This is a genomic window from Erysipelothrix sp. P66 (assembly GCF_038682365.1).
Lineage (GTDB): Bacteria > Bacillota_I > Bacilli_A > Erysipelotrichales > Erysipelotrichaceae > Erysipelothrix > Erysipelothrix piscisicarius.
Genome location: NZ_CP152290.1, coordinates 994,934 through 1,017,231, shown reverse-complemented (window position 1 = coordinate 1,017,231; position 22,298 = coordinate 994,934). Strand labels below are relative to the sequence as shown.

Here is a 22,298-nt window from a genome sequence, read left to right as displayed (position 1 = left end):
GTGTGTCTTTTTTTTATGCACCTAATTCCCTATAGCTTATTTAAAGAGGGGGGATTTAGATGCATATCAATTTTATATTTTTTTGCTTATTCATGATGTTCTTTACGACAGCGGTATCATGTGAATACATCGATGATCGCCAACGGGTTCCAAGTGAACTTCTCGAAGTTAGCTTTGATAAAGGCGAACTCTCTTTAAGGGGATGGGCTTTCATGAGAAGCTACATTAATTATTACGGTTCTACGACCCATTCGTTCAGTTTAAATATAAAAGGTCGTACCCATAAGGTTTTACCTCTTGAGTTGGATTCAGTGGATTTAACGAGGATCATGTCTTATCGAGGCAATAAGCAATGTCGTGATAATCAAAAGCGAACCCAATCGTGTAATCATATTTATCAAAATGTTGGATTTAAGGGGTCGATACCGCTTCAAGAGCTCCAAGAAGGCGATTACGATCTAACACTTGTAATTCATCATAAAGATACGGAACATCGAGTGGAAGTGCCTTTATATTTGACGAGTATGCGTTCATTGTCGCATTACCATGAAGGACTAGAATATGTCGTGGATTCTGTTTTCAAGCAAGGCGGCCTTACGGTGTATTATCACACACTTATAGCAACCGCAACACCATCTCCATCTTATGAGGGAAGGGTTGTGGAGTATGGTCAAACGTGTTCCAGTGCACATGGAAATACTGCATTTTACCGGAAAGGGGCAACATTTCATAACATAATGGACGTGTCTCGATACAAAGATCTCGTTTCGTATTTCAAGGTTCGTGCGAAACAATCTGGGTGTTTTGACGGACGCCAACGATTGGTAGAGGGCAATGAAGTCACAGTGCATATTCCAAGTACGTATGTAAATTATACTGGAGGGAGGATGAAGCTGAAAATTCGTCAAAAACTGCCTAAACTTGATGCACAACCATTAAAAATCAAACAGTATCAAACTTATGATGCATTTGAAAAGGTAACTGCATTTGATCATAGACAAATGAATATTTCCAATCGTATTAACATTTCATCTAATAATGTTAATGAGAGGATTCCTGGAGTTTATCAAACATGTTATGTAATTACAGACTCGTGGAAACGGAGTGCGCGTTCATGCCGTAAAGTTATCGTGGAGAAGATTCCGACTTATTCTAGGTATATGAGTGAAAATAGTTTTTCTAGAGCTCAATTAAAACTTTGGAATCAAATTGAACTGAAACGTGTGATTCAAGATGCATTCTTGCGTAGAAAGCGGTACATAAAAAAATCGTATTGATGAAATATATGGAGTTCATCAATACGATATATTTAATTATTTTTTTGCTTCTTTTTCTACAGCAGCTTGTGCAAGGATATTTAAGTAATTCCAAGGACGGTCAAAATGAGGTTGGAAGAAGAAATCAACATATGCTAAATCTTCAATCGTCATTTTATTTTGAACAGCAAGTGAAAGTGTGTTTGCGGATTGAGTAATATCATATTTTGATATGACTTGACCACCAACAATGCGATGTGTGTCTTTTTCATAGACAAGTTTCATCATTACTTCTTCTGTTGTTGGCATAAACTCAGGGCGGTAGTTATCTTTAACAAGTACAGAGTCTACATCTAACCCAAAGAATGGCGCTGAATTCACCGTAACACCGGTGGATCCAATATTATAGCCAAAGAGATAAAGACCTGATGTACCTTGTGTTCCACGATACTTAACTTTGTTTTCAACAATATTTTTTCCTACAAGAGTTCCCATTCTTACAGCGTTGGTTGCAAGTGGAATATAAGCGTGATCGCCCGTTGGATTGTAGTGAACTGCGACATTATCACCCGCAGCATAAATTTCTGGACGGCTTGTTTGCATATACTCGTTAACTTTGATCGCGCCATTTGGTAGTGTTTCAACCTTATCTTTAATTAATTCTGTACTTGGTCTAAATCCAACACACATAATTACAAGGTCTGCATCGAAACTACCTGCGGATGTGACAACTTGGCTTACATTTCCATTATCATCGGCTTTAAATTCTTGAACAGTTTGGTTCAATGCAAGCTTGATACCACGGTTTGTTAAGTCAGCTTCTAGAACATCCGTAAACTCAGGATCTAAATACTTATTAAGGATTCGATCGAGGCCATCAACTAATGTTACATCCTTGCCTGATTCACCAAATGCTTCAACGAGCTCGATTCCAATATAACCACCACCAACAATAACAACTTTTTCAGCTTTATCTTTACGTGCGATGATTTCTTGAGCTTGATTATAGTTTTTACACAACATAATATTTTCAGATTCAATACCTGGAATTGGCGGAACAATTGGCCAAGAACCTGTTGTTAAGACTAATTTATCATAGGTTTCTTCAAAAGTTTCATTTGTAAGTAAATTTGTAACAGAAACGCGTTTTGCATCAACATCGATATCTGTAACATTATGTTCCATATGAACGTCTGCACCTAATGATGCGAGTTCCTTAGGACTTGAATAAAATAGGCTTTGTGCGTCTTTCACAACACCACCGATATATAAAGCAATACCGCATGACAAAAATGAAACATTATCATTACGTTCGAAAACCTTAACCTCAGCAGTTGGGTCTTCATTAATTATTGCTTTAACTGCGGATGTACCTGCATGTGTACAACCAATAACTACAACTTTCATACATAATCCTCCTTAATGTATACGCTTATTATACCAATGTTTAAAATGAAATTTGAGTGATATGACCGTAAACGAATAACTGTTGTTGACACAGAATCGAATCAAACATATAATAATTGTTGCGAACCATTTGCAAATGGTTTAAACGTACACATTAACATTGAATAATTATAAAAATATAAAATAAAAGGAGAGGACATGCAAGCTATACTTACGGTAGAGAATATGAGTTTTTCTTACTCCAAAAATAATATTTTAGAGTCTGTGTCCTTTGCGATTCATGAAGGAGATTTCGTAGCGCTCATTGGCGCTAATGGTTCTGGAAAATCGACACTTCTAAAGGTTGTATTGGGATTTGAGCGGGCAAAAGAAGGTGCGGTAACACTTCTTGGAGAGCCAATTGATCGATTTAGTCAATTTGATTCCATTGGATATGTCCCACAAGGTGGGTTATTGGGAGTTGCGGATTTTCCGGCAACCGCGTTGGAAATTGTAATGCTTAGAATTTCCAAGGGTAGTTTTTTTAATTTTTATTCCAAATCCCGTAAAAAACGTGCACTTGAAGCTTTAAAACGTGTGGGTATGGAAGCATATGCTGATGAAATGATAAATAATCTTTCGGGTGGGCAATTGCAACGCGTTTTAATCGCACGTGAATTAATTGTAGAACCGAAAGTACTGTTTTTAGATGAACCGACCAATGGTTTAGACCAAGATGCGATACAAAATCTTTATCAGTTACTTGAAATTCTTAACCAAGAACATAAAATGACAGTAATTATGGTAACACATAACCTCGATCATGATGTTCAGAAGATTAATCGTATTTTTGAAGTGAAAGATCGTACAGTTCAAGAGGTGACTGCACATGTTTAAATATGAATTTATGCGAACCGCTTTTCTTGTCGGTGGTTTATTAGCCATTATTATTCCTTTGATTGGCGTCGTTGTTGTTTTTAAACGCATGTCAATGATTGGAGACGCACTTTCGCATGTTTCTTTAAGTGGCATTACAATTGGTCTGATTTTAGGATTTAATCCAATTGTTGGTGCCATTGCTCTAAGTTTGGTGGCTGCATTAAGCATTGAATTTATACAAAAACGATTTGGAAAATATCAAGAATTAGCCATCGCAATTATTATGTCGTTTGGAATCGGTTTATCGGGCGTTTTATTGGGGTTTGTTAAAAACCCAGCGAATTTTAACAGTTTTCTATTTGGCAGTATCGTAGCGATTGGTGGGAGCGACAATTGGTTGGCAATTTTATTGAGTCTTATCGTTATTATTGTATCGATTCGATATTATCGAGAGTTTTTCTACCTTGCATTCGATGAGAAATCAGCGATGTTATCGGGTATTGATACAAATCGCATCTCGTTAATCTTTACCATCTTGACTGCAATCACCGTATCGGTTGCATCACGCATTGTCGGTGCACTCATTGTTTCATCGCTCATGGTAATTCCCACAGCATGTGCAATGCAAGTATCAAAAAGTTATCGATCAACAATGCTTTATGCAATTGGATTTTCATTAACATTCGTTTGGGCAGGATTAGCACTCTCGTACAGTCTTAATCTTGCACCCGGTGGCACCATTGTGCTTTTGGGTGTCGCAATATTAGTTTTACTCATTCTAATAAAAACTGTATTAAAGCGAGGGTAATCTTGAATTTACCTTCGCTTTTAGTTATAATATAGAAGATAAAAATCATTGAAGAGAATAAGTAACAGGACATATCTTTTATAGAAACAATAGGGTTGATGGAACTATTGATTGATATCCTGCGAATTCATCTTGGAGAGAAGCTAATCACTTACGTGTCGTTTGCGTTAAAAACGAAGAGATGTATACATTATTTTGTATAAATCAGGATGGTACCGCGCTTGACGTTCCTGGACGTGCGGTTTTTTTTATGTTTAAGGAGGATTTAGATGGACTTAAAAGAAATTATGAATCAAGGGCTTGAAGCAATCAAATCTGCTCAATCACTTGAGCATTTAAATGATGTTCGTATTGAATATCTAAGTAAGAAAGGTCTTCTAACAAAAGTTATGGGCCAAATGAAAGATTTATCCAATGAAGAGAAACCTTTATTTGGTAAAAGTGTTAATGAAGCAAAACAGAGCATTGAGTCAGCACTTAAAGAAAAACAAGCAGACTTAGAAGCAATAAAATTAGAGCAAGATATGGCTCGTGATGCGATTGATGTGACGTTACCTGGAACGCAGTTTAAACAAGGAAGTCAAAATCCATTAATTCTAATGCGTCGCGAAATGGAAGATTTCTTTAGAGAAATGGGATATAAAGTCGTGGAAGGGGATGAAGTTGAACTTGATTTATACAACTTTGAACGTGCCAATATTCCGCAAGATCATCCTGCTCGTGAGATGCAAGATACATTTTTTATTGATGAACATACTTTACTTAGAACCCATACAACGGCAATCCAAATGCGTGCATTAGAAGAATATGCGCCTTCGGTTCCAGTTAAAGTTATTTGTCCTGGAAAAGTTTACCGTCGTGATGATGATGATGCGACACACTCCCATCAATTTGTACAGATGGAAGGTTTAGTACTGGGTCATGGCATTACGTTATCGGATTTAAAAGGGACTTTAAACCTTTTTGCGAAGAGGATGTTTGGAGAGAGTCGAGAAATTCGATTTAGACCAAGCTATTTCCAATTTACCGAGCCTAGTGTTGAGATTGATGTAACATGTCATCTTTGTGGTGGCAAGGGCTGCAACATTTGTAAGGATACTGGCTGGATTGAAATTCTGGGTGGTGGTATGGTTCACCCAAACGTCTTGCGTGCAGCGGGTTATGATGACCCAACGCTTTCAGGATTTGCCTTTGGAATTGGTGTCGAACGCATTGCAATGCTTAAATACGGAATTGATGATATTCGATCATTTTATACAAATGATAAACGATTCATTGATCAATTTAAGCGGTTTGAGTAGGAGGTTAGAATGTTAGTTAGTAGAAAATTATTAAATAGATATGTGGATATTGCTGATATCGACACATTAACACTTGCGGATACCCTCACAAACGCAGGTTTAGAAGTAGAAGGTATTGAACCGCTCATTCATGGTACCAATTTAACCGTTGGTCATGTATTAGAATGTGTTCCACATGAAGACAGTGACCACTTGAATGTATGTCAGGTAGACTTAGGTGATCGCGTAGAACAAATTGTTTGTGGGGCATCAAATATTAAAACCGGCTTATATGTCTGTGTTGCTCAAGTCGGTGCAGTGTTACCGGGAGATTTTAATATTAAAGCATCAAAAGTACGTGGTGTAGAATCAAATGGAATGATTTGCTCTCTCAATGAACTTGGTGTAGCTGAAAAATTCCAAACTGAAGAACAAAAAACGGGGATTGTCGTTTTACCAAAAGCAGAGCCGGGAAGTAATCCTGCCGTTGCATTAGGATTAGATGATGAAATTCTTGATATTTCACAAACGCCGAATCGTTCTGATTTTATGTCAATAATCTCAATTGCGCATGAAGTGAGTGCGCTGTTTGGTCGTAAACTGACATTACCGCAATTTGAAGGTGTAGCGAACATCGGTAGTGAGACCAAGCTTCAAATTCAATCATATACTGAAAAGTCACCACTTTTTTTAGGTAAAGTAATTGGTAATGTGACAATTGGGACATCACCAAGTTGGATTCGTGAAGCCTTGATTGGTTCTGGAATTAAACCAATTAATAATGTTGTCGATATATCAAATCTTGTCATGCTTGAAACCGGTCATCCAATGCATTTTTACGATATTGACTTCCTAAGTCATCAAAACTTGTCAGTTCATGATGATTTTGAAGGTACAGTAGAAGCGCTTGATGGTCAAATGTATAAACTCGAAAAAAATGATCTTGTTATTATGAATGGTGAGGTTCCAGTGGGGATTGCAGGGATTATGGGTCTTGGTAATTCGATGATTCAACCAAATTCTAAGGGACTCGTAATTGAGGTCGCACGTTTTAATCATGTGTCTGTTCGTAAAACAGCAACACGTTTAGGGTTAAGCAGCGAGTCATCTACACGTTACACAAAGCCAATGGATAATAATGCATCCAAACAGGCGATGGATCGTGCAGTTCAACTTTTAATCGAGTATGCAGATGCAACAAATATTGAAGAAACTGTTCAGTGGGGCGCGCTTGATAGCACTCCTGTCGAGGTTTCAATCACGGTTGATCGTATCAATCAATATCTTGGAACTTCTTTAGAAGAAGCTGTCATTATGGATGTATTTGAACGTCTCAATTTTAAACCGCGTCACGTTGAGGGAATGATTACATGTACAATTCCTTCATATCGTAAAGATATTTCGATTGAAGAGGATCTCATTGAAGAAGTCATCCGAATCGTTGGTTATGATGTCATGGATGAGACATTACCGTTTATGGATTTAACACTGGGTAATTTAAATAATCAACAACTTAAGACACGCATGATTGAAGATGTATTATTAGGCTTTGGTGCAGACCAAATTCTATCCTATACACTTGTAGATGAAGCGAAAACAGTTGGCTCAGAGTCATTGGGTACTCCAATTCGTCTAGCCAATCCTATCAGCGATAAACGAGCTTTCTTAAGAACGCATTTATTACCATCGATGGTGGAAGTCTTGGCGTATAATAATGCTCACAAAATTTCCGATGTTCTCTTTTTTGAACAGTCTTCAGTTTATGCCGAAGGTGTTAAATCAAATCGTTTAGGAATTATTGGTCAAGGTTCGCTCTTTAATAAGAATTGGACTAAAACAGAAATTCCTTTAGACTTCTTCACACTTAAGGGAATGGCGATGGAATTATTTGATAAATTAGGATTTAGTGAAAAACGCTTCCAATTCAAACAAAGCGGTTTTGATGATACAAAATTCCATCCATTCAAGAGTGCAGAAATTCTATTTGACCGTAAGCACCTGGGGGTCATTGGACAGCTTCATCCGACCTATGCGAAAGAACATGATTTGAAAGATCCTATTTATTTAGAAATTGATTTGGATTCTCTTTTAGGTCAAAAAGCAGGGGCCATCAAAGCAACTTCGGTCGCAAAATATCCAATCATGACACGAGATCTCGCAATTCTTTGCGATAACAATCTATCGGTAAGTGATTTAATCCAATCGATTGAAAAAGTATCACGAAAATATTTGGTAGACTTAAACGTCTTTGATGTGTTTACATCTGAAAAACTAGGGGATAAAAAATCTATTGCATTCCAGTTGTCTTTTGGGCAAGACCGTACCTTAGAGGTCGAGGAAATTAATGATATAATGGAAGCAGTAGTTGAAGAATTGAAAAAACGTTTCAACGTTGAAGTGCGATAACATTAGGAGGTAAAAAATATGGGTAGAGCATTTGAAGTTCGTAAGGCGTCGATGCAAAAGACAGCGGCAGCTAAAACGAAGGTATATTCACGATATGGAAAAGAGATTTATATGGCGGCTAAGGCTGGTATTCCTGATCCTGAGATGAATGTGGGTTTAAAGCGTATTATCGATGAAGCAAGAACAAAACAAGTTCCTGCAGATGTCATTAAACGTGCGATTGAAAAAGCTAAGGGGGGTTCTGAAGAGAACTACCATGCGGTACGTTATGAAGGATTTGGACCCGGTGCATCGTCATTTATTGTTGAATGTTTGACAGACAACGATAACCGAACATACAGTGAAGTTCGAAATTGCTTTACAAAATCTAAAGGGAAAATTGGTGTGAATGGTTCGGTTGTTCATGGTTATGAACACGTTGGTTTATTATCATTTGAATCCAATGATGAAGAAGCAATCATGGAAATTCTTCTTGAAAACGATGTTGAATTGATCGATATTGAACAAGAAGAGGGTCATATGACAGTTACTGTTGATACGACAAGCTTACATAAAGCGAAAGAAGCACTTGAAAGCAAATTGGGCGAAATTCAATTTGATGTCCTTGAGATTACTTATTTACCGAATGAATATGTAACCGTCGAAGGTGAAGATGCCGATAACTTTAAAAAAATTCAAGCGATGTTTGATGAAGTTGAAGATATTCAAGAAGTCTATCACAACGTTAAGTTTGAAGATTAAGATTGTAAACCTCTAGAATTATTACTAGAGGTTTTTTTGTGAACCTTTGATGAAGAATGTATGGATTAAGTCAAAAGCTTTGATTGGTCTGTACTATGTACGATATAATCAACATATACAAAAGGGAGGCTTTAAAATATGGGAAATTTATTAGACAAAGCAAAAGAACTTGCAGCAAAAGCAAAGAGCTCTGCTGATGATTTGGGTGTCAAAGCCAAAGAAACCGCCGAAGATCTTGGTGAAAAAACTGAGTCGGTCACAAAAGAAGCATCTGAAAAGATGAATGAATTTGGAGAAAAAGCGAAAGAAACTGCCGAAGATGTATTGGAAAAGGGTCGTGATATGACCGCCGATGCTGTAACAAAAGGTAAGCAAGTCGCTGAAGATTTATCGGAAAAGGCTAAAGAAACCGCTGAAGACTTAACCGATAAAGCGAAAGACATTTTTAATAAATAATTTAACGTGTTAAATGGATAAAAAAACCTTAAGATATCGAAAGGAACCGACCTAGTTCCAAATGAAGATTTCAATCTTAAGGTTTTTTTGTGTTAAAGTGTTTCAATAATTTGTGGAAGTCTCTTTTTAACGAGTTTTTTAATGACCTGATACAGGATAAAACTGAGTAAAATGAGTAGAATTCCAAATGTATAAATAACATGAATCGGGTTAAAATTCATCGCTGCGTAAACAAATCCTCCAATAATCAAAAACGAAGAGAAAAGTGGGATTACAGCGAGAAAGTTTTGTTTAATGGCTTGGGTTTCATTGTCCCATACTAATTTTGGTGAGAAAACGTCTAAGACGATTGCACTCGTGTTTGAAAGGATTGACCCTAAAAATGCACTAAGCACAAAAAGAATGATATACCCAAAATTAAGATTCAAGAAAATCGCGAGCAGGATTCCAATAATCCATGTTGGAATAACCGTTATCAGAGATCCGATCAGAATCTTTGCATGGACCAAGGTCATAAAATCGAGAGGCATTGCTTGAAACTGTTGTAGGGTACGCCCTTCACGCGATATTGATGTCGCGGTAATCATTCCAACATTCGCCATGAAATAAGATATTACAAGACCAATAATAAAAACGAGCGCAAATTTAACCGACAAGGGTTGAGTGTAAAATTGTAATGTCATGATTTCTTGAACGGTCTGATTTATTTCCGACAAGGATACTGGGGACTTGGAGACCCCAATTACAAATGGAATCACAAATGATACCGGTATAATAATCAAACCTGCGAAATAGTTTGTTGTGAATGTTGGGGTTCGAAGAATATTTCGAATGTCGTATCTCATGATGGCACTGAGTGCAGAACGTTTCTTTGTTGATTTATTAAACGCTTTAGTTGTGAGTGCTGTCTTTTTCGAACTTGCTTCATCAATTCCAATAACGCCTTTAAAATATAGTTTTTGCACAAGCGTAACACAGAGGAAAGGACTGAGTATTGAAATTAAGATTCCAAGAAACAACTTTCCATAATCTGCATAAACAACACCTTGTGAGAGCAGTGGTATTGTAGGGAAAATGCCATTCATGACTTTAAGTAAGGCGTTATCACCCGATGCAATACTGGTCATGATTTTTGATAAGAAGTCGGCACCGCCGGTTCCGGATGTTTGACCAAGAAAGGCCATACCAAGCCCCAATACAATACCGAGCAACGTTGAGACATAGGTATAAACGTCTTTATTTTTGAAAAATGGAATAAAGGTCAAGACGAGAATCATAAAGATCAACGATAGTGTAAATGGAATTATCGGAATCATCAGTGAACTCACGATAAATCGGATTATAAATAAGAAATCTGGTTTAACATTTACCATATACGCAATTGCGAAAGGAATAAAAATAACTGCAGCGCTGAGATACATCGTGATCAAACTCGCGATAAATTTTGAAAAAAGAATATCGGCAGCGCGAACGGGTAGCACTAAATAGCGCTCAATATCTTTTGAAAAATAAAATATCCCTGGAACGATGAGAATGCCCATAATTAAGATATAAATACTAGCACTCGCAAATAATGTATGGATTGCTATTCCAGGCTGTCCTAACGAAACTGCAGATTTAATAAGTGCATTCCAAAGAAAGAATACAATTCCACCGAGATAAATGAAAAGAAAGCCAAATAAGAGAAACATATATTTTGAATTTTTTTTCTTTTTGGTTGAGAGTTGCTGCGTAAAATCATAAGTCGTTGTCTTCAACATTATTTTTGTTAGTGTGAGAATTCGACTCATTTTGTAAGCTCCAAGAAGATTTCTTCAAGTGAAAGTTGATTGTAGTTAGATTTCAGTGACTCAAGGGTACCTGTATAGACAATCTTACCGTGATTGATGATAACGACTTTATCGCATAATTTTTCCGCAACTTCAAGAACATGGGTTGAAAAAAATACCGCGCCACCGTGTTGAGCATGTTCACGCATGGCTTCTTTTAAAATATAAGAAGATTGTGGATCAAGTCCGGTTAGGGGTTCATCCAGGATGAGTAAGTAAGGATTGTGTAGAAGAACGCCAATCACCATAATTTTTTGTCGCATTCCATGTGAGTAGGATAGAAGTTTATCATTCAACGCCTGTTCCATCCCCAATAGGTGAGTATAGTTTTGGATTCGTTGTTGGCGATCTGTTTCATTGATGTTGTAAATGTCGGCAATAAAATTGAGATATTCAATCCCTTTCAGTTTTAAAAAAGCATTGGGATCATCAGAAACATATCCAAACTGTTGTTTTGCTTCAATCGGTTGTTCGCGGATGTTTAAATCGTTGAGTGTAATCGAACCCGAGTCCGGTGCCAAAATGCCTGTAAGCATTTTAATTGTCGTTGTTTTGCCGGCGCCGTTTGGTCCAATAAATCCAACAATTTCTCCAGAATTAATCTGAATAGATACATCATCAACAGCTTTATGAGACCCATTATAAGTCTTTGTGACGTTCTTTATATTTATCATAATCTTCTCCTTAATCATAAGATGTATTAATTATATCACTATTTTCACTATTTTCAATATCTTCACCAAAGCGGATAAAAATAGAGGGAATCATCCCTCTACATCCATGTAATTTTTCGTTCGGTTCCGTCTTTAATTCTTTGAATATTCGAACGATGACGGTAAATAACAATTATTGCAATAATTGCGAACGCAATGGTTACTTGAATGTTATCTTGTGAAATACCAAGAATAACAACTGCAGTAATAATTGAAATCATCGCGGATAGTGAAACCATTTTAGATAAGTACAGTACTGCAAAGAAGATGAGTACAGGTACGATAAAATGCAGTACAGGTCTTTTTGTCACAAGAATTGAAATCCCCAATAAAAATCCCATCGCGGTTGAAACGGCTTTTCCACCTTTAAACTTAGCGAATATTGGAAAACAATGACCCAATGTTGCAAAAAATCCAGCGTAAATCGTTGCATCTGGGAATAAGAAATTGGTGATAACCATTGCGATGGTTGCTTTTAAAACATCTAAGACCGCAACGGCAACACCAGCTTTCGCGCCCAAAGTTCGGCCAGCATTTGTTCCCCCAAGATTTCCAGAACCGTGTTCACGGATATCGGTATTAAAAAAAAGTTTTCCAATGACTAATGCATTTGGAATGGATCCTAAAAGATATCCAAGCACACTTGCTAATAATATTTCCATAAATTCACCTCAAAATCATTTTACCATGTTCAATGGCAAAGTTAAAAGAACTTTTCATGCTGGTTGAACTTTTAATACTCAAATAATCATTATGTCATGATATAATACACGTTGAGAGGAGTTGGAGAGCTTGAGTACACAAAATTATTCAGCTTCAAGTATTGAAATTTTAGAAGGTCTTGAAGCTGTAAGAAAACGCCCTGGGATGTACATTGGATCTACCGATTCACGTGGTTTGCATCATTTAGTATGGGAAATTATGGATAATGCGATTGACGAAGCGCTTAATGGTTTCGGAACGACAATCCGTTTAAATATAGAAGATGATATGACTGTTTCGATCCGAGATGAGGGTCGAGGAATGCCGATTGAAACTCACACAAGTGGTGTTAGTGCATTGCAGGTCATTTTTACTGTGCTTCATGCCGGCGGAAAATTTTCAGAGGCAGGTGGATACAAAACAAGTGGAGGACTTCACGGAGTTGGTGCATCTGTTGTAAATGCGTTGAGTGAAGAAGTTAATGTAAGTGTATTCCGTAAAGACGGAACTTATAATATGACGTTTAGAAATGGTGGTAAAGAAATCGAACCCCTTAAAAAAACAAGTGATCGGGGTCCGATTGGAAGTCGCGTTCGTTTTAAAGCTGATCCAACTATTTTTAAAAATTCAAAATTTAGTTTTGATACCATTTGTGAACGTGTTCAAGAGAGCGCATTTTTACTACAAGGGATTCAGTTTATTGTTACAGACGAGCGTGTCAATATCACACGAGAATATCGTTATGAAAAAGGACTTGAGGCTTTTATGGAGTATATTCATGAAGATCAAGAAGTATTAAATGATGTTATTTTACTAAATGGTTCTGATCAAGGAATTTCAGTTCAAATTGCATTGCAATATAATGAAGGCTATAACGAAGACACCTATTCATACGTTAACTTGGTTCGAACCCATGATGGAGGGACTCATGTTGCAGGTTTTCGTTCTGGATTTACGAAAGTCATCAATGAATGGGCTCGTAAACATAACCTTTTAAAGGAAAAAGAAAAGAATTTTGAAGGAAATGATGTTCGTGAAGGGCTTTCTGTCATTCTATCAGTAAGTATTCCTGAGAATCTTCTTCAATTTGAAGGACAAACAAAAGGGAAATTAGGAACGCCTGCCGCAAAAGGTGTTGTTGATGCGGTAATCTCAGAGCAGTTACCTTACTACTTGGATGTTCATCATGAAGAAGCTACAAAGATCATCACTAAAATTCAAAAAGCTTCGCATGCCCGTTTAGCGGCTCGTAAAGCACGTGAACAGGCACGAAATGGAAAACGAAATAAGATTGAACGTATTTTGTCAGGAAAACTTGCGAATGCTCAAACGCGAAATAAAAACAAGAATGAATTGTATTTAGTCGAAGGGGATTCAGCGGGTGGTAGTGCTAAGCAAGGACGTGATAGTAAATTCCAAGCGATTCTACCGTTGCGTGGTAAGGTTTTAAATACGCAAAAGGCAAAATTTGAAGATATTCTCAAAAATGAAGAATTAAATACAATTATTCATTGTGTGGGTGCTGGTGTTGGAAAAGATTTTGAGTTAAAAGATTGTAACTATAATAAAATCATTATTATGACCGATGCGGATACAGATGGTGCTCATATTCAAGTGCTGCTTTTAACCTTTTTCTTTAGACACATGCGTCCGCTTGTTGAGGCAGGGTATGTTTATATTGCGCAACCGCCGCTTTACCGTGTTAAATCCGGTAAAAATGTCCATTACGCTTATACTGAAGAGGAATTGGATGCATACCGTAAACAGTATGGTAAGGTTGAACTTCAACGCTATAAAGGACTCGGGGAAATGAATGCGGATCAACTTTGGGAAACCACGATGGATCCAGCGAGCCGTTCGTTAATTCAAGTTCAAATCGATGACTTTTTAGTCGCTGATAAACGTGTCTCCGTACTTATGGGTGACAAGGTTGATGTTCGTCGCGATTGGATAGAACAAAATGTCGCATTTACGTTAGAGGAGGATCCACATGTCGCATGATTCATTAATTAAATTACCGATCGAAGACATCGTTGGTGAACGCTTTGGCCGGTATTCTAAATACATTATTCAAGAACGTGCGCTCCCAGATGTGCGTGATGGATTAAAACCTGTACAACGTCGTATTTTATATGCGATGTATCATGATAAAAACTTCTATGATAAACCATATCGAAAATCCGCAAAAACAGTGGGTCTTGTTATTGGTAATTATCATCCTCATGGAGATAGTTCAGTTTATGAAGCAATGGTTCGAATGTCTCAATCATGGAAGATGAATATGCCCTTGATTGATATGCAAGGAAATAATGGTAGTATTGATGATGATCCCGCAGCTGCGATGCGATATACAGAAGCTCGTATTTCAAAATTGTCTCAAAAACTTCTTGAAAACATTGATGAAGACGTCGTCCCTTTTGTACTAAACTTTGATGATATGACGACTGAGCCTTCCGTTTTACCAGCACGATATCCAAACCTTCTTGTGAATGGTTCGACAGGGATTGCGGCTGGATATGCAACCAATATACCGCCATTCAACCTTAATGAAATTATGGATGCTTCAATTTATCGCTTACATAATCCAGAGTGCGGTGTAGATGAAATCATGACTATGGTTCAAGGTCCTGATTTTCCAACTGGTGCCATTATTCAGGGTAGAGATGGAATTGAAGATATAATTCGTAAAGGAAAAGGACGCATTGTAGTTCGCGCTAAGGCAGATATCGTAGAAAATAAAAGCATGAAGCAAATTGTTATTACCGAATTACCTTATGAAGTGATTAAGTCTAATGTTGTTCGTAAAATTGACGAATTGCGTTTTACTAAAGCCAGTGAGGGATTTGGTGATGTGATGGATGTCCGTGATGAATCCGATCGTACAGGGTTACGGATCGTCATTGACTGTAAACGTGATGCTAATGTAGAAAGCATTCTCAATCTTTTCTATAAATACACGGAATTACAAGTTTATTACAATGCGAATATGGTTGCGATTGTTGATCAACGTCCACAGGTTTGTGGTCTTTTAGAAATTCTTGATGCCTACTTAAAATTTAGACAAGAAGTTGTGCTTAACCGTAGTAAATATCGTTATGAACAAAAAGAAAAACGATTACATATTCTTGAAGGGTTAATGAAAGCAACATCAATACTTGATGAGATTATTGCAGTCATTCGTCGTTCAAATAACCGCTCTGAATCACGCAATAATATCATGGCCGAGTTTGGATTTACCGAAGCGCAAGCAACCGCAATCGTTGATTTACAACTGTATCGTTTATCTTCAACGGACATTAATGCCCTTCGCGATGAATTCGCAAAACTGGCAAATGAATTAGAATATCTCGATTTAGTCATTAACAATATCGATATGTTAAACAATCTTATTGTTAAAGAATTCATGGAAATCAAAGAAACTTTTGATACGCCGCGCAAATCATCAATAGAAGCGGAGATTTCAGAACTTGAGGTCGATCACCTCAGTCTTATTACAAATGAAGCGGTTATGGTTACCGTCTCGCGTGATGGATATCTCAAGAAAGTATCATTACGTTCATACGGTTCAAGTCAAAAAGATGTGATAGCACTTATGGATGAAGACATGCCAGTATTTAGTTCAGAAGTAGAAACAACCGATTATCTCGTCTTTGTAACGTCTAAAGGTCGATATGGCATGATTCTTGTGCATGAAATTGATGAGGCTCGTTGGCGTGATACGGGTTCACACATTAACCAATACATGAAATGTGATCCAAATGAAAAAATCATCAGTGTCTTTACATTAAAATCGTTTGATACCTATCAATTTATCGTGACATCAACAGCATCGGGTATGGTGAAGAAAACAGCCATTTCAGAACTTGAAGTTAAGCGTACAAATCGACTTTACGATGTCATGAAGTTAGGGAAACATGATGAGTTGGTGGGTGCTGTCATTACTTCGAATGAAGATCATTTACTACTTGTAAGTAAAGAAGGACAATGCATGCGCCTTGATCTCTCAGAAATTAATCCAATTGGTTTGCGTGCTAAGGGTGTTATTGGAATGAAACTCAAATTAAATGATCGCATTGTCTCGACAATAGGATTATCGGATGAAAGTGACGTTGTTTTCGTATCAGATCGATTCCAAATGAAACGTATTAAGGCGCAAGATATTGCAATCAATAACCGTGCAACTCAAGGGACTTCAATTGTGAAAACGGTTAAGAGCAATCCGCACTATTTAGGTGAAGTTTTTGTGGGTAATATACAAGATCATATCTTAATATATAATGACCATACATCAATTATTTCAATTAAAGATGTGCCTCTTATGTCATCAGATGCAACATTCTCAACGGTTACGGATGAAAAAGATTTCTCAATACTGAGACCGCTTGTTCATGTTGTAAAGGTTGCGTTTCCTAAATCAGAGGCGAAAAGCATTGATGAACCTTTGAAACTTGATTTATAATTATGTATAATTGTAGGGTAGAGTTATTACGTTCGACCTTACAAAACCAAGTCTGGCGGTTGTATACTTCCAGACTTTATTATTTCAATTAGGAGGTTTTATGATTAATCGGTATTCAAGAGATGTAATGAAAACAATATTTAATGATCAATTTCGTTTTGAAGCGTGGCTAAAAGTTGAGATCCATGCTGCAGAGGCATTCAATCAATTGGGCGTTGTTCCTGATAATGATTTAAAAGCATTACAAGAAAATGCTTCCTTTGATATCAATCGAATTTATGAAATTGAAGCGGAAACACGTCATGATGTTGTCGCATTTACCAGAGCCGTAAGTGAGACACTGGGTGATGAAAAACGATGGGTTCATTACGGCTTAACGAGTACTGATGTTGTTGATACGGCATATGGATATATTTATAAGCAAGCAAATGATATCCTGGAACAAGGTCTTATTGATTTTATTGAGGTGTTAAGACAACAAGCCATTCGCTATAAAGATACTCCATGCATAGGACGTACGCATGGAATTCATGCTGATATTACAAGTTTTGGCTTAAAGTTTGCGCTTTGGTATGATGAGATGAATCGAAATTTAACGCGCTTTCAAAGTGCACGTAAAGATTTAGAAGCAGGTAAAATTAGTGGTGCTGTTGGAAATTTTGCGAATACAGATCCTTATGTACAAGATTATGTATGTGCGCAATTAGGCATTACGTCCACAAATATATCAACCCAGGTACTTCAGCGAGATCGCCATGCATTCTATATGTCGACACTGGCATTAATTGCGACAAGCATTGAAAAAATTGCAACAGAAATCCGACACCTTCAACGAACAGAAGTCGGTGAATTGGAAGAATTCTTTAATAAAGGTCAAAAAGGATCTTCTGCGATGCCTCATAAACGAAATCCAATCAGCAGTGAAAACATGGCGGGTTGTGCACGTGTGATACGTGGCTATATGATGACATCCTTCGAAAACGTCGCATTATGGCATGAGCGTGATATTTCACATTCCAGTGCGGAACGTATCATTTTCCCGGATGCAATCACCTTATTGGATTATATGTTGCATCGATTTACACGAATTGTTGCGAATTTAGTTGTTTATGAAGACAAAATGATGGCTAATATCAACTTGACACACGGTGTTATTTTTGCACAACGTGTAATGACAACATTGATTGATAGCGAGGGATTAAGTCGAGAAGCGGCGTATGATTTAATACAGCCACTTGCAATGGAAGCATACAATACGCATACATCGTTTTTGGATGTGCTTCTTAAAAATGAGAATGTTTTAACATTGATGACTGAAGATCAATTAAAAGAGTGTTTTGATTTAAACTACTTCTTAAGAAGAGTTGATACCATTTTTGAAAGGGTAAATATATATGGAAAATAAAAAATGCGTTGGTTGTGGTTCAGTCTTACAAACTGAAGATACAATGGGACGTGGTTACGCGAAATCAATTGAGAATGATTATTGTCAATCATGTTTTCGTTTAAAGCATTATCGCGATTTTAAACGTGTTAAAGCTGATGTTAATGATGGAACGACGCTTGAGTTTATTGAGCGTTTTGATGGCCATATTCTATGGGTTTTAGATATTATGCATTTAAATCAAAGTATGCACACAGGGTTGCTTCGTGCATTAAGAAATAAAAGTGTTGTGCTTGTCGTGAATAAGCGTGATCTTTTACCGAAGTCTGTTTCAAACAACAAACTTACAAATGCAATTATGCGTGCACTGAAAAATGAAGATGTATCGTTGATGGATGTTGTTTATGTTTCAGCCTTGAAAAAGAATACACTTGAAGCGTTGACACCATACTTGGAGGATGCTCCGTGTGCGTTTGTAGGATGTGTCAATGCAGGGAAGTCTTCTTTACTCAATGCATTAATGGGAAAAAACGATTTATCGGTATCGCCGGTTGCATCCACAACTGCGGATGTGTTACATATTGAAACGGAACATTACGATGTTTACGACACACCGGGATTAAGCAATGAAACTGAATTGCTCTCTAAGTTTACAGATGAGAACTTGGTGATGTTAGCGCCACAAAAAACACTGAAACCTGCTGTATATCAATTATATGAAAAACAAACGATTTTACTGGGGAATCTTGGGGCAATCACGGTTACTCCTAGGTCACACGTTCACGTTGTTTCATATCTTCCATTCGAGCTGAAACGGATAAAACCGGAACGGTTGGAAGCAAATTTTGAATTGGACCATGATTTTATGATTCAAAATCCTTCATACCGTAAGAAAAAATGGCCGATAACGGATAAGCACATTGATATTGAAATTTTCGATGTTGGATTTATCAGTATTCAAGGTGAGTTAAAAGAATTAGAGACTCGTTTCGATAAAGAAGCGGAAGTCGTAATCAGAAAGGCGATCATTTAATGTTAAGTAAAGATCAAAAAAAAGAATTAAAACGTATTTCTCATGAAGAAAAAACAACTGTATTTATTGGAAAAAATGGATTAACTGAAACTGTTTATGAAACGTTTGAGACATCCATGTTAGCTCACAATCTTGTGAAGGTAAGTATTCAAAAAAATTCAGATGTTACAATTTTAGAAGCAATTGAAGCATTTGAAGATCGATTTAGTTGTGATTTAGTAAGTAAAATAGGGCGCGTTGCAGTTTTCTATCGTTACAGTAAAAACGGACGAATTAAAGTTTGAGAAAAATAATCTTGTTTGGCGGGAGTTTTGACCCCATTCATGATGGCCATTTAACGATGGCGAAGCACGCCCTAAAACAACGTAATGCGGATGAGCTTTGGTTTATTGTCAGTGCACAAAATCCGTTTAAAGAAGGAAGTTCCGCATTCCATCATCGATTTGAGATGGTGAAGTTGATGACTCGACCTTTTAAAAAAATGAAGGTTCTTGATCTAGAATCGAGAATGCCTTTACCCTCGTACTCAATCGATACCGTAAGGGTATTAAAAGCCCAGTATAATGATTGTGAATTTGAGTGGTTAATTGGTTCAGATCAACTGCCGACTTTAAATCAATGGAAGGCATTTGACGAACTACGTCAACAGGTACAATTCGTCATTTATTCACGCGATTCAAATGTTGATACGCAATTTCCACGTGTCATCGGTCCAGTTCTACCGATAAGTTCGACTGAAATTCGAAAAGGTTTCATTACCAAGACGGCACCATGCGTCCTTCAATACATGACCGAACGTGGTTTATATCTCGACGAAATTTTACGGAATCGTGTGTCAATGCGACGATATGAACATGTATTAAGAGTAAAAGATCTCGCATTAGAAATTGCAGCTGTACATCATGTTGATGCGCATCGCGTTGCGCTCGCATGTATGATTCATGATTTGTGTAAAGAAGATTCTGATGAAATCTTACTTAACATCATGAAGGCAACGTTTCCCCATCATATCGATTTGCATTCTGCATTTTACCATGGTTTTGCGGCAGCGTCAGAATTATCAAAAAAATACTATGTGCGAGATAAACAAGTATTAAATGCTATTAGAGGACATGTTAATGGTGCTTCGACTCATAAAATTGGAATGATTTTATATATTGCTGATAAATGTGAGCGAGGCAGAGGCTATGACAGTGAACCTTTAATATCTTTATCAAAACGTAATTTAGTTGAAGGATTTCAAGAAGTGAAAAGGGCACAAGGTGCCTATCTAAGGAGAAATAATGAATAATTTATTAGATGTAATTGTGAAAACAATTGACGAAAAAAAAGCAAATGACATTGTTACAGTTGATTTTAAACGAGAAAATCCATTATGTGACTATTTTGTAATTGCGGATGCACCAAGCGTTCGCCAACTTAATGCTATTGCTGAGTTTGTTGAAGAAGCGATTGAAAAAGAAGGATATAAAATTCGCAGTATTGAACGTCAACATGGTTCAACCTGGATTCTTATTGATGCATACGATGTAGTAGTTCACCTGTTTTTAACTGAGGAACGTGGCCACTACAACTTAGAAAAACTCTATCAGGACTATATTGATGAAAACGTATTACGATAGTCTTTTTTCCTCAAAAGAAGGTACTCAGTTATACAAAGCGTTTGTTCAAAAACATGCTGTTGGTAATACCCTTTTAGAAATGGCATGTGGAACGGGTGATTTGCTTCATGAACTTGATGATTATTTTGATGTTAAGGGTGTTGACCTCGATGATTCCATGCTCGCGTTAGGGTATGAAAAGTATCCTGAATTAGCCAATAAAATGGTTCAAGGTGATTTTCTTACGTATGAAGATCAAAAAACGTATGACACACTTATTTGTGTTGGAGACAGTCTTAATTACATATTAACTGAAGAAGATTTATTAAACTTTGTTGAGCGAAGTGTTGCTTTATCATCCAATATTATTTTGGATTGTCACCATCCCTATCGCTTAAATGAATTTGCCGATGATTACTATGAAGAAGGGTCAACCGATACCTTTGATTATGCATACCAAATTGAAGTGGATGGATCTCATTTAGTTCATGTCATTAATTTTTTAGATGGAACCTTTGACAGTGTTTATCAATGGGTATTTGATCCACAAATTTTAATTGATGCGTATGAAAAACATGGTTATTCTGTAAAAATATATACGGACTTTAATCACAAGGGGATTTGTGATGAGGGTGAGAAAGTAATGCTTGTCATTACAAAGGAGCGCTTATGATTCTCATTATTGGTGCGATGCAAGAAGAAGTTCAAGCATTGACGTCACTTATGTCGGGGGTAACATCGAGCAATGTTGCCGGTATTGATGTTTATATGGGTGTCTTGTCTCGTCAAGAAGTGGTTGTTGCACAAAGTGGTGTTGGTAAGGTTAATGCTGCTTACACTGCTTCTTGTTTGATAGGCATATACAATCCGCATCTTGTCTTGAATATTGGAAGTGCCGGTGGATTAAAAGCTGATCAAAAGCATGGTGATATGGTTGTGGCAACACATCTTCAATATCACGATTTGGATATTGGACCGGGAACCGACACGGACCCACGCTTTATTTTTAAAACAGATTCAAATCTTTTCCAAATTGCAAAACAAACTCTTGAAAGCATGGGAAAACGTTTCCATGTTGGATTAATCGTTTCGGGAGATCAATTCGTGACAAAATCATCACAAGCTTTCCTTAACATCCAAAAACATTTCTCAGATGCAATTTGTGTCGAAATGGAAGCGACTGCGATTGCTCATGTGTGTTATCGAAGTCAAACACCATTTATCGTTTTAAGAGGGCTCTCTGATGTTACACATGATCCTGAAAACGATCTCGATTTTGAACAGTACTTACCTCTTGCAAGTAAAGTGAGTGCGATGTTGTGCCAACAATTTATTCTGAATTTGTAAAAGAAAAAGTACGAGATC

20 protein-coding genes and 1 other annotated feature are annotated in these 22,298 nt (G+C 37.1%); of the genes, 16 read left to right on the top strand and 4 right to left on the bottom strand.

Features of this window, described 5'->3' with window-relative positions; translation table 11 throughout:
* Positions 1–59: 59 nt before the first annotated feature.
* Positions 60–1,277, top strand: a complete 1,218-nt coding sequence (locus AAG186_RS04905) for a DUF5011 domain-containing protein (RefSeq protein WP_244660803.1) — start codon at positions 60–62, stop codon at positions 1,275–1,277.
* Positions 1,278–1,313: 36 nt separating this feature from the next.
* Here the strand turns inward: AAG186_RS04905 and AAG186_RS04900 are convergent, their stop codons facing one another.
* Positions 1,314–2,663, bottom strand: a complete 1,350-nt coding sequence (locus AAG186_RS04900; protein WP_161636393.1) for an FAD-dependent oxidoreductase — start codon at positions 2,661–2,663, stop codon at positions 1,314–1,316.
* Between the two features lie 198 nt (positions 2,664–2,861).
* Between AAG186_RS04900 and AAG186_RS04895 the strand changes: the two genes are divergently transcribed.
* The 6 genes from AAG186_RS04895 to AAG186_RS04870 all read left to right on the top strand — a co-directional run bounded on the left by AAG186_RS04895 (position 2,862) and on the right by AAG186_RS04870 (position 9,212).
* A complete protein-coding gene (locus tag AAG186_RS04895) occupies positions 2,862–3,539 on the top strand; it encodes a metal ABC transporter ATP-binding protein (RefSeq protein WP_161636394.1) in 678 nt (225 codons plus the stop codon).
* Entirely contained in the window at positions 3,532–4,329 is a 798-nt protein-coding gene (locus AAG186_RS04890; protein ID WP_342621321.1) for a metal ABC transporter permease, read from the top strand. The genes AAG186_RS04895 and AAG186_RS04890 overlap by 8 nt, the downstream gene beginning before the upstream one ends.
* Positions 4,330–4,368: 39 nt before the next feature.
* Positions 4,369–4,564, top strand: a binding site (T-box leader).
* 34 nt (positions 4,565–4,598) lie between these two features.
* On the top strand, positions 4,599–5,630 hold the full coding sequence (gene pheS, locus AAG186_RS04885) for a phenylalanine--tRNA ligase subunit alpha (RefSeq protein ID WP_342621320.1): 1,032 nt from the start codon (positions 4,599–4,601) through the stop codon (positions 5,628–5,630).
* Between the two features lie 9 nt (positions 5,631–5,639).
* A complete protein-coding gene (gene pheT / locus AAG186_RS04880; RefSeq protein ID WP_342621319.1) occupies positions 5,640–8,015 on the top strand; it encodes a phenylalanine--tRNA ligase subunit beta in 2,376 nt (791 codons plus the stop codon).
* A gap of 18 nt (positions 8,016–8,033) precedes the next feature.
* The gene (locus AAG186_RS04875) at positions 8,034–8,756 is read left to right on the top strand and encodes a YebC/PmpR family DNA-binding transcriptional regulator (RefSeq protein WP_161636397.1); all 723 of its coding nucleotides are present in this window, start codon (positions 8,034–8,036) and stop codon (positions 8,754–8,756) included.
* A 138-nt stretch (positions 8,757–8,894) separates the two neighbouring features.
* Positions 8,895–9,212: a YtxH domain-containing protein gene (locus tag AAG186_RS04870; RefSeq protein WP_161636398.1), complete on the top strand. Its 318-nt coding sequence runs from the start codon at positions 8,895–8,897 to the stop codon at positions 9,210–9,212.
* Positions 9,213–9,304: 92 nt separating this feature from the next.
* On the opposite strand, the gene AAG186_RS04865 is transcribed toward AAG186_RS04870, so the two are convergent.
* The 3 genes from AAG186_RS04865 to plsY form a co-directional block, all read right to left on the bottom strand.
* Complete coding sequence (locus AAG186_RS04865; protein WP_342621318.1) at positions 9,305–11,002, bottom strand: hypothetical protein; 1,698 nt, start codon at positions 11,000–11,002, stop codon at positions 9,305–9,307.
* A complete protein-coding gene (locus AAG186_RS04860; RefSeq protein ID WP_161636400.1) occupies positions 10,999–11,715 on the bottom strand; it encodes an ABC transporter ATP-binding protein in 717 nt (238 codons plus the stop codon). The genes AAG186_RS04865 and AAG186_RS04860 overlap by 4 nt, the downstream gene beginning before the upstream one ends.
* A 98-nt stretch (positions 11,716–11,813) precedes the next feature.
* On the bottom strand, positions 11,814–12,416 hold the full coding sequence (gene plsY, locus AAG186_RS04855; protein WP_342621317.1) for a glycerol-3-phosphate 1-O-acyltransferase PlsY: 603 nt from the start codon (positions 12,414–12,416) through the stop codon (positions 11,814–11,816).
* A 130-nt stretch (positions 12,417–12,546) separates the two neighbouring features.
* Here plsY and parE point away from each other — a divergent pair, with 130 nt between their 5' ends.
* The 9 genes from parE (at position 12,547) to AAG186_RS04810 (ending at position 22,280) form a co-directional block, all read left to right on the top strand.
* Positions 12,547–14,457 (top strand): DNA topoisomerase IV subunit B, encoded by a 1,911-nt coding sequence (gene parE, locus AAG186_RS04850; protein ID WP_125164448.1) that lies wholly within the window; start codon positions 12,547–12,549, stop codon positions 14,455–14,457.
* The gene (parC, locus tag AAG186_RS04845) at positions 14,447–16,915 is read left to right on the top strand and encodes a DNA topoisomerase IV subunit A (RefSeq protein ID WP_342621316.1); all 2,469 of its coding nucleotides are present in this window, start codon (positions 14,447–14,449) and stop codon (positions 16,913–16,915) included. Before parE ends, parC begins: the two co-directional genes overlap by 11 nt.
* Before the next feature lie 100 nt (positions 16,916–17,015).
* On the top strand, positions 17,016–18,320 hold the full coding sequence (gene purB, locus AAG186_RS04840) for an adenylosuccinate lyase (RefSeq protein WP_342621315.1): 1,305 nt from the start codon (positions 17,016–17,018) through the stop codon (positions 18,318–18,320).
* On the top strand, positions 18,310–19,332 hold the full coding sequence (locus tag AAG186_RS04835) for a GTPase (protein ID WP_342621314.1): 1,023 nt from the start codon (positions 18,310–18,312) through the stop codon (positions 19,330–19,332). The genes purB and AAG186_RS04835 overlap by 11 nt, the downstream gene beginning before the upstream one ends.
* The gene (locus tag AAG186_RS04830; RefSeq protein ID WP_125164452.1) at positions 19,332–19,616 is read left to right on the top strand and encodes a YhbY family RNA-binding protein; all 285 of its coding nucleotides are present in this window, start codon (positions 19,332–19,334) and stop codon (positions 19,614–19,616) included. The genes AAG186_RS04835 and AAG186_RS04830 overlap by 1 nt, the downstream gene beginning before the upstream one ends.
* Entirely contained in the window at positions 19,613–20,623 is a 1,011-nt protein-coding gene (nadD, locus tag AAG186_RS04825) for a nicotinate (nicotinamide) nucleotide adenylyltransferase (protein ID WP_161636405.1), read from the top strand. The genes AAG186_RS04830 and nadD overlap by 4 nt, the downstream gene beginning before the upstream one ends.
* The gene (gene rsfS, locus AAG186_RS04820) at positions 20,616–20,954 is read left to right on the top strand and encodes a ribosome silencing factor (RefSeq protein WP_161636406.1); all 339 of its coding nucleotides are present in this window, start codon (positions 20,616–20,618) and stop codon (positions 20,952–20,954) included. Before nadD ends, rsfS begins: the two co-directional genes overlap by 8 nt.
* Positions 20,935–21,606: a class I SAM-dependent methyltransferase gene (locus tag AAG186_RS04815; RefSeq protein ID WP_125164455.1), complete on the top strand. Its 672-nt coding sequence runs from the start codon at positions 20,935–20,937 to the stop codon at positions 21,604–21,606. Before rsfS ends, AAG186_RS04815 begins: the two co-directional genes overlap by 20 nt.
* Positions 21,603–22,280, top strand: a complete 678-nt coding sequence (locus AAG186_RS04810; RefSeq protein ID WP_161636407.1) for a 5'-methylthioadenosine/adenosylhomocysteine nucleosidase — start codon at positions 21,603–21,605, stop codon at positions 22,278–22,280. The genes AAG186_RS04815 and AAG186_RS04810 overlap by 4 nt, the downstream gene beginning before the upstream one ends.
* The last annotated feature ends 18 nt before the right edge of the window (positions 22,281–22,298 follow it).

Coding starts and splice junctions, on each gene's coding strand:
- pheT (WP_342621319.1), top strand. CDS start 5,640: ATGTTAGTTAGTAGAAAATTATTAAATAGATATGTGGATATTGCTGAT.
- AAG186_RS04870 (WP_161636398.1), top strand. CDS start 8,895: ATGGGAAATTTATTAGACAAAGCAAAAGAACTTGCAGCAAAAGCAAAG.
- AAG186_RS04860 (WP_161636400.1), bottom strand. CDS start 11,715: ATGATAAATATAAAGAACGTCACAAAGACTTATAATGGGTCTCATAAA.
- AAG186_RS04900 (WP_161636393.1), bottom strand. CDS start 2,663: ATGAAAGTTGTAGTTATTGGTTGTACACATGCAGGTACATCCGCAGTT.
- AAG186_RS04875 (WP_161636397.1), top strand. CDS start 8,034: ATGGGTAGAGCATTTGAAGTTCGTAAGGCGTCGATGCAAAAGACAGCG.
- rsfS (WP_161636406.1), top strand. CDS start 20,616: ATGAATAATTTATTAGATGTAATTGTGAAAACAATTGACGAAAAAAAA.
- AAG186_RS04905 (WP_244660803.1), top strand. CDS start 60: ATGCATATCAATTTTATATTTTTTTGCTTATTCATGATGTTCTTTACG.
- parC (WP_342621316.1), top strand. CDS start 14,447: ATGTCGCATGATTCATTAATTAAATTACCGATCGAAGACATCGTTGGT.
- AAG186_RS04865 (WP_342621318.1), bottom strand. CDS start 11,002: ATGAGTCGAATTCTCACACTAACAAAAATAATGTTGAAGACAACGACT.
- AAG186_RS04890 (WP_342621321.1), top strand. CDS start 3,532: ATGTTTAAATATGAATTTATGCGAACCGCTTTTCTTGTCGGTGGTTTA.
- plsY (WP_342621317.1), bottom strand. CDS start 12,416: ATGGAAATATTATTAGCAAGTGTGCTTGGATATCTTTTAGGATCCATT.
- purB (WP_342621315.1), top strand. CDS start 17,016: ATGATTAATCGGTATTCAAGAGATGTAATGAAAACAATATTTAATGAT.
- AAG186_RS04895 (WP_161636394.1), top strand. CDS start 2,862: ATGCAAGCTATACTTACGGTAGAGAATATGAGTTTTTCTTACTCCAAA.
- AAG186_RS04815 (WP_125164455.1), top strand. CDS start 20,935: ATGAAAACGTATTACGATAGTCTTTTTTCCTCAAAAGAAGGTACTCAG.
- AAG186_RS04830 (WP_125164452.1), top strand. CDS start 19,332: ATGTTAAGTAAAGATCAAAAAAAAGAATTAAAACGTATTTCTCATGAA.
- AAG186_RS04835 (WP_342621314.1), top strand. CDS start 18,310: ATGGAAAATAAAAAATGCGTTGGTTGTGGTTCAGTCTTACAAACTGAA.
- pheS (WP_342621320.1), top strand. CDS start 4,599: ATGGACTTAAAAGAAATTATGAATCAAGGGCTTGAAGCAATCAAATCT.
- AAG186_RS04810 (WP_161636407.1), top strand. CDS start 21,603: ATGATTCTCATTATTGGTGCGATGCAAGAAGAAGTTCAAGCATTGACG.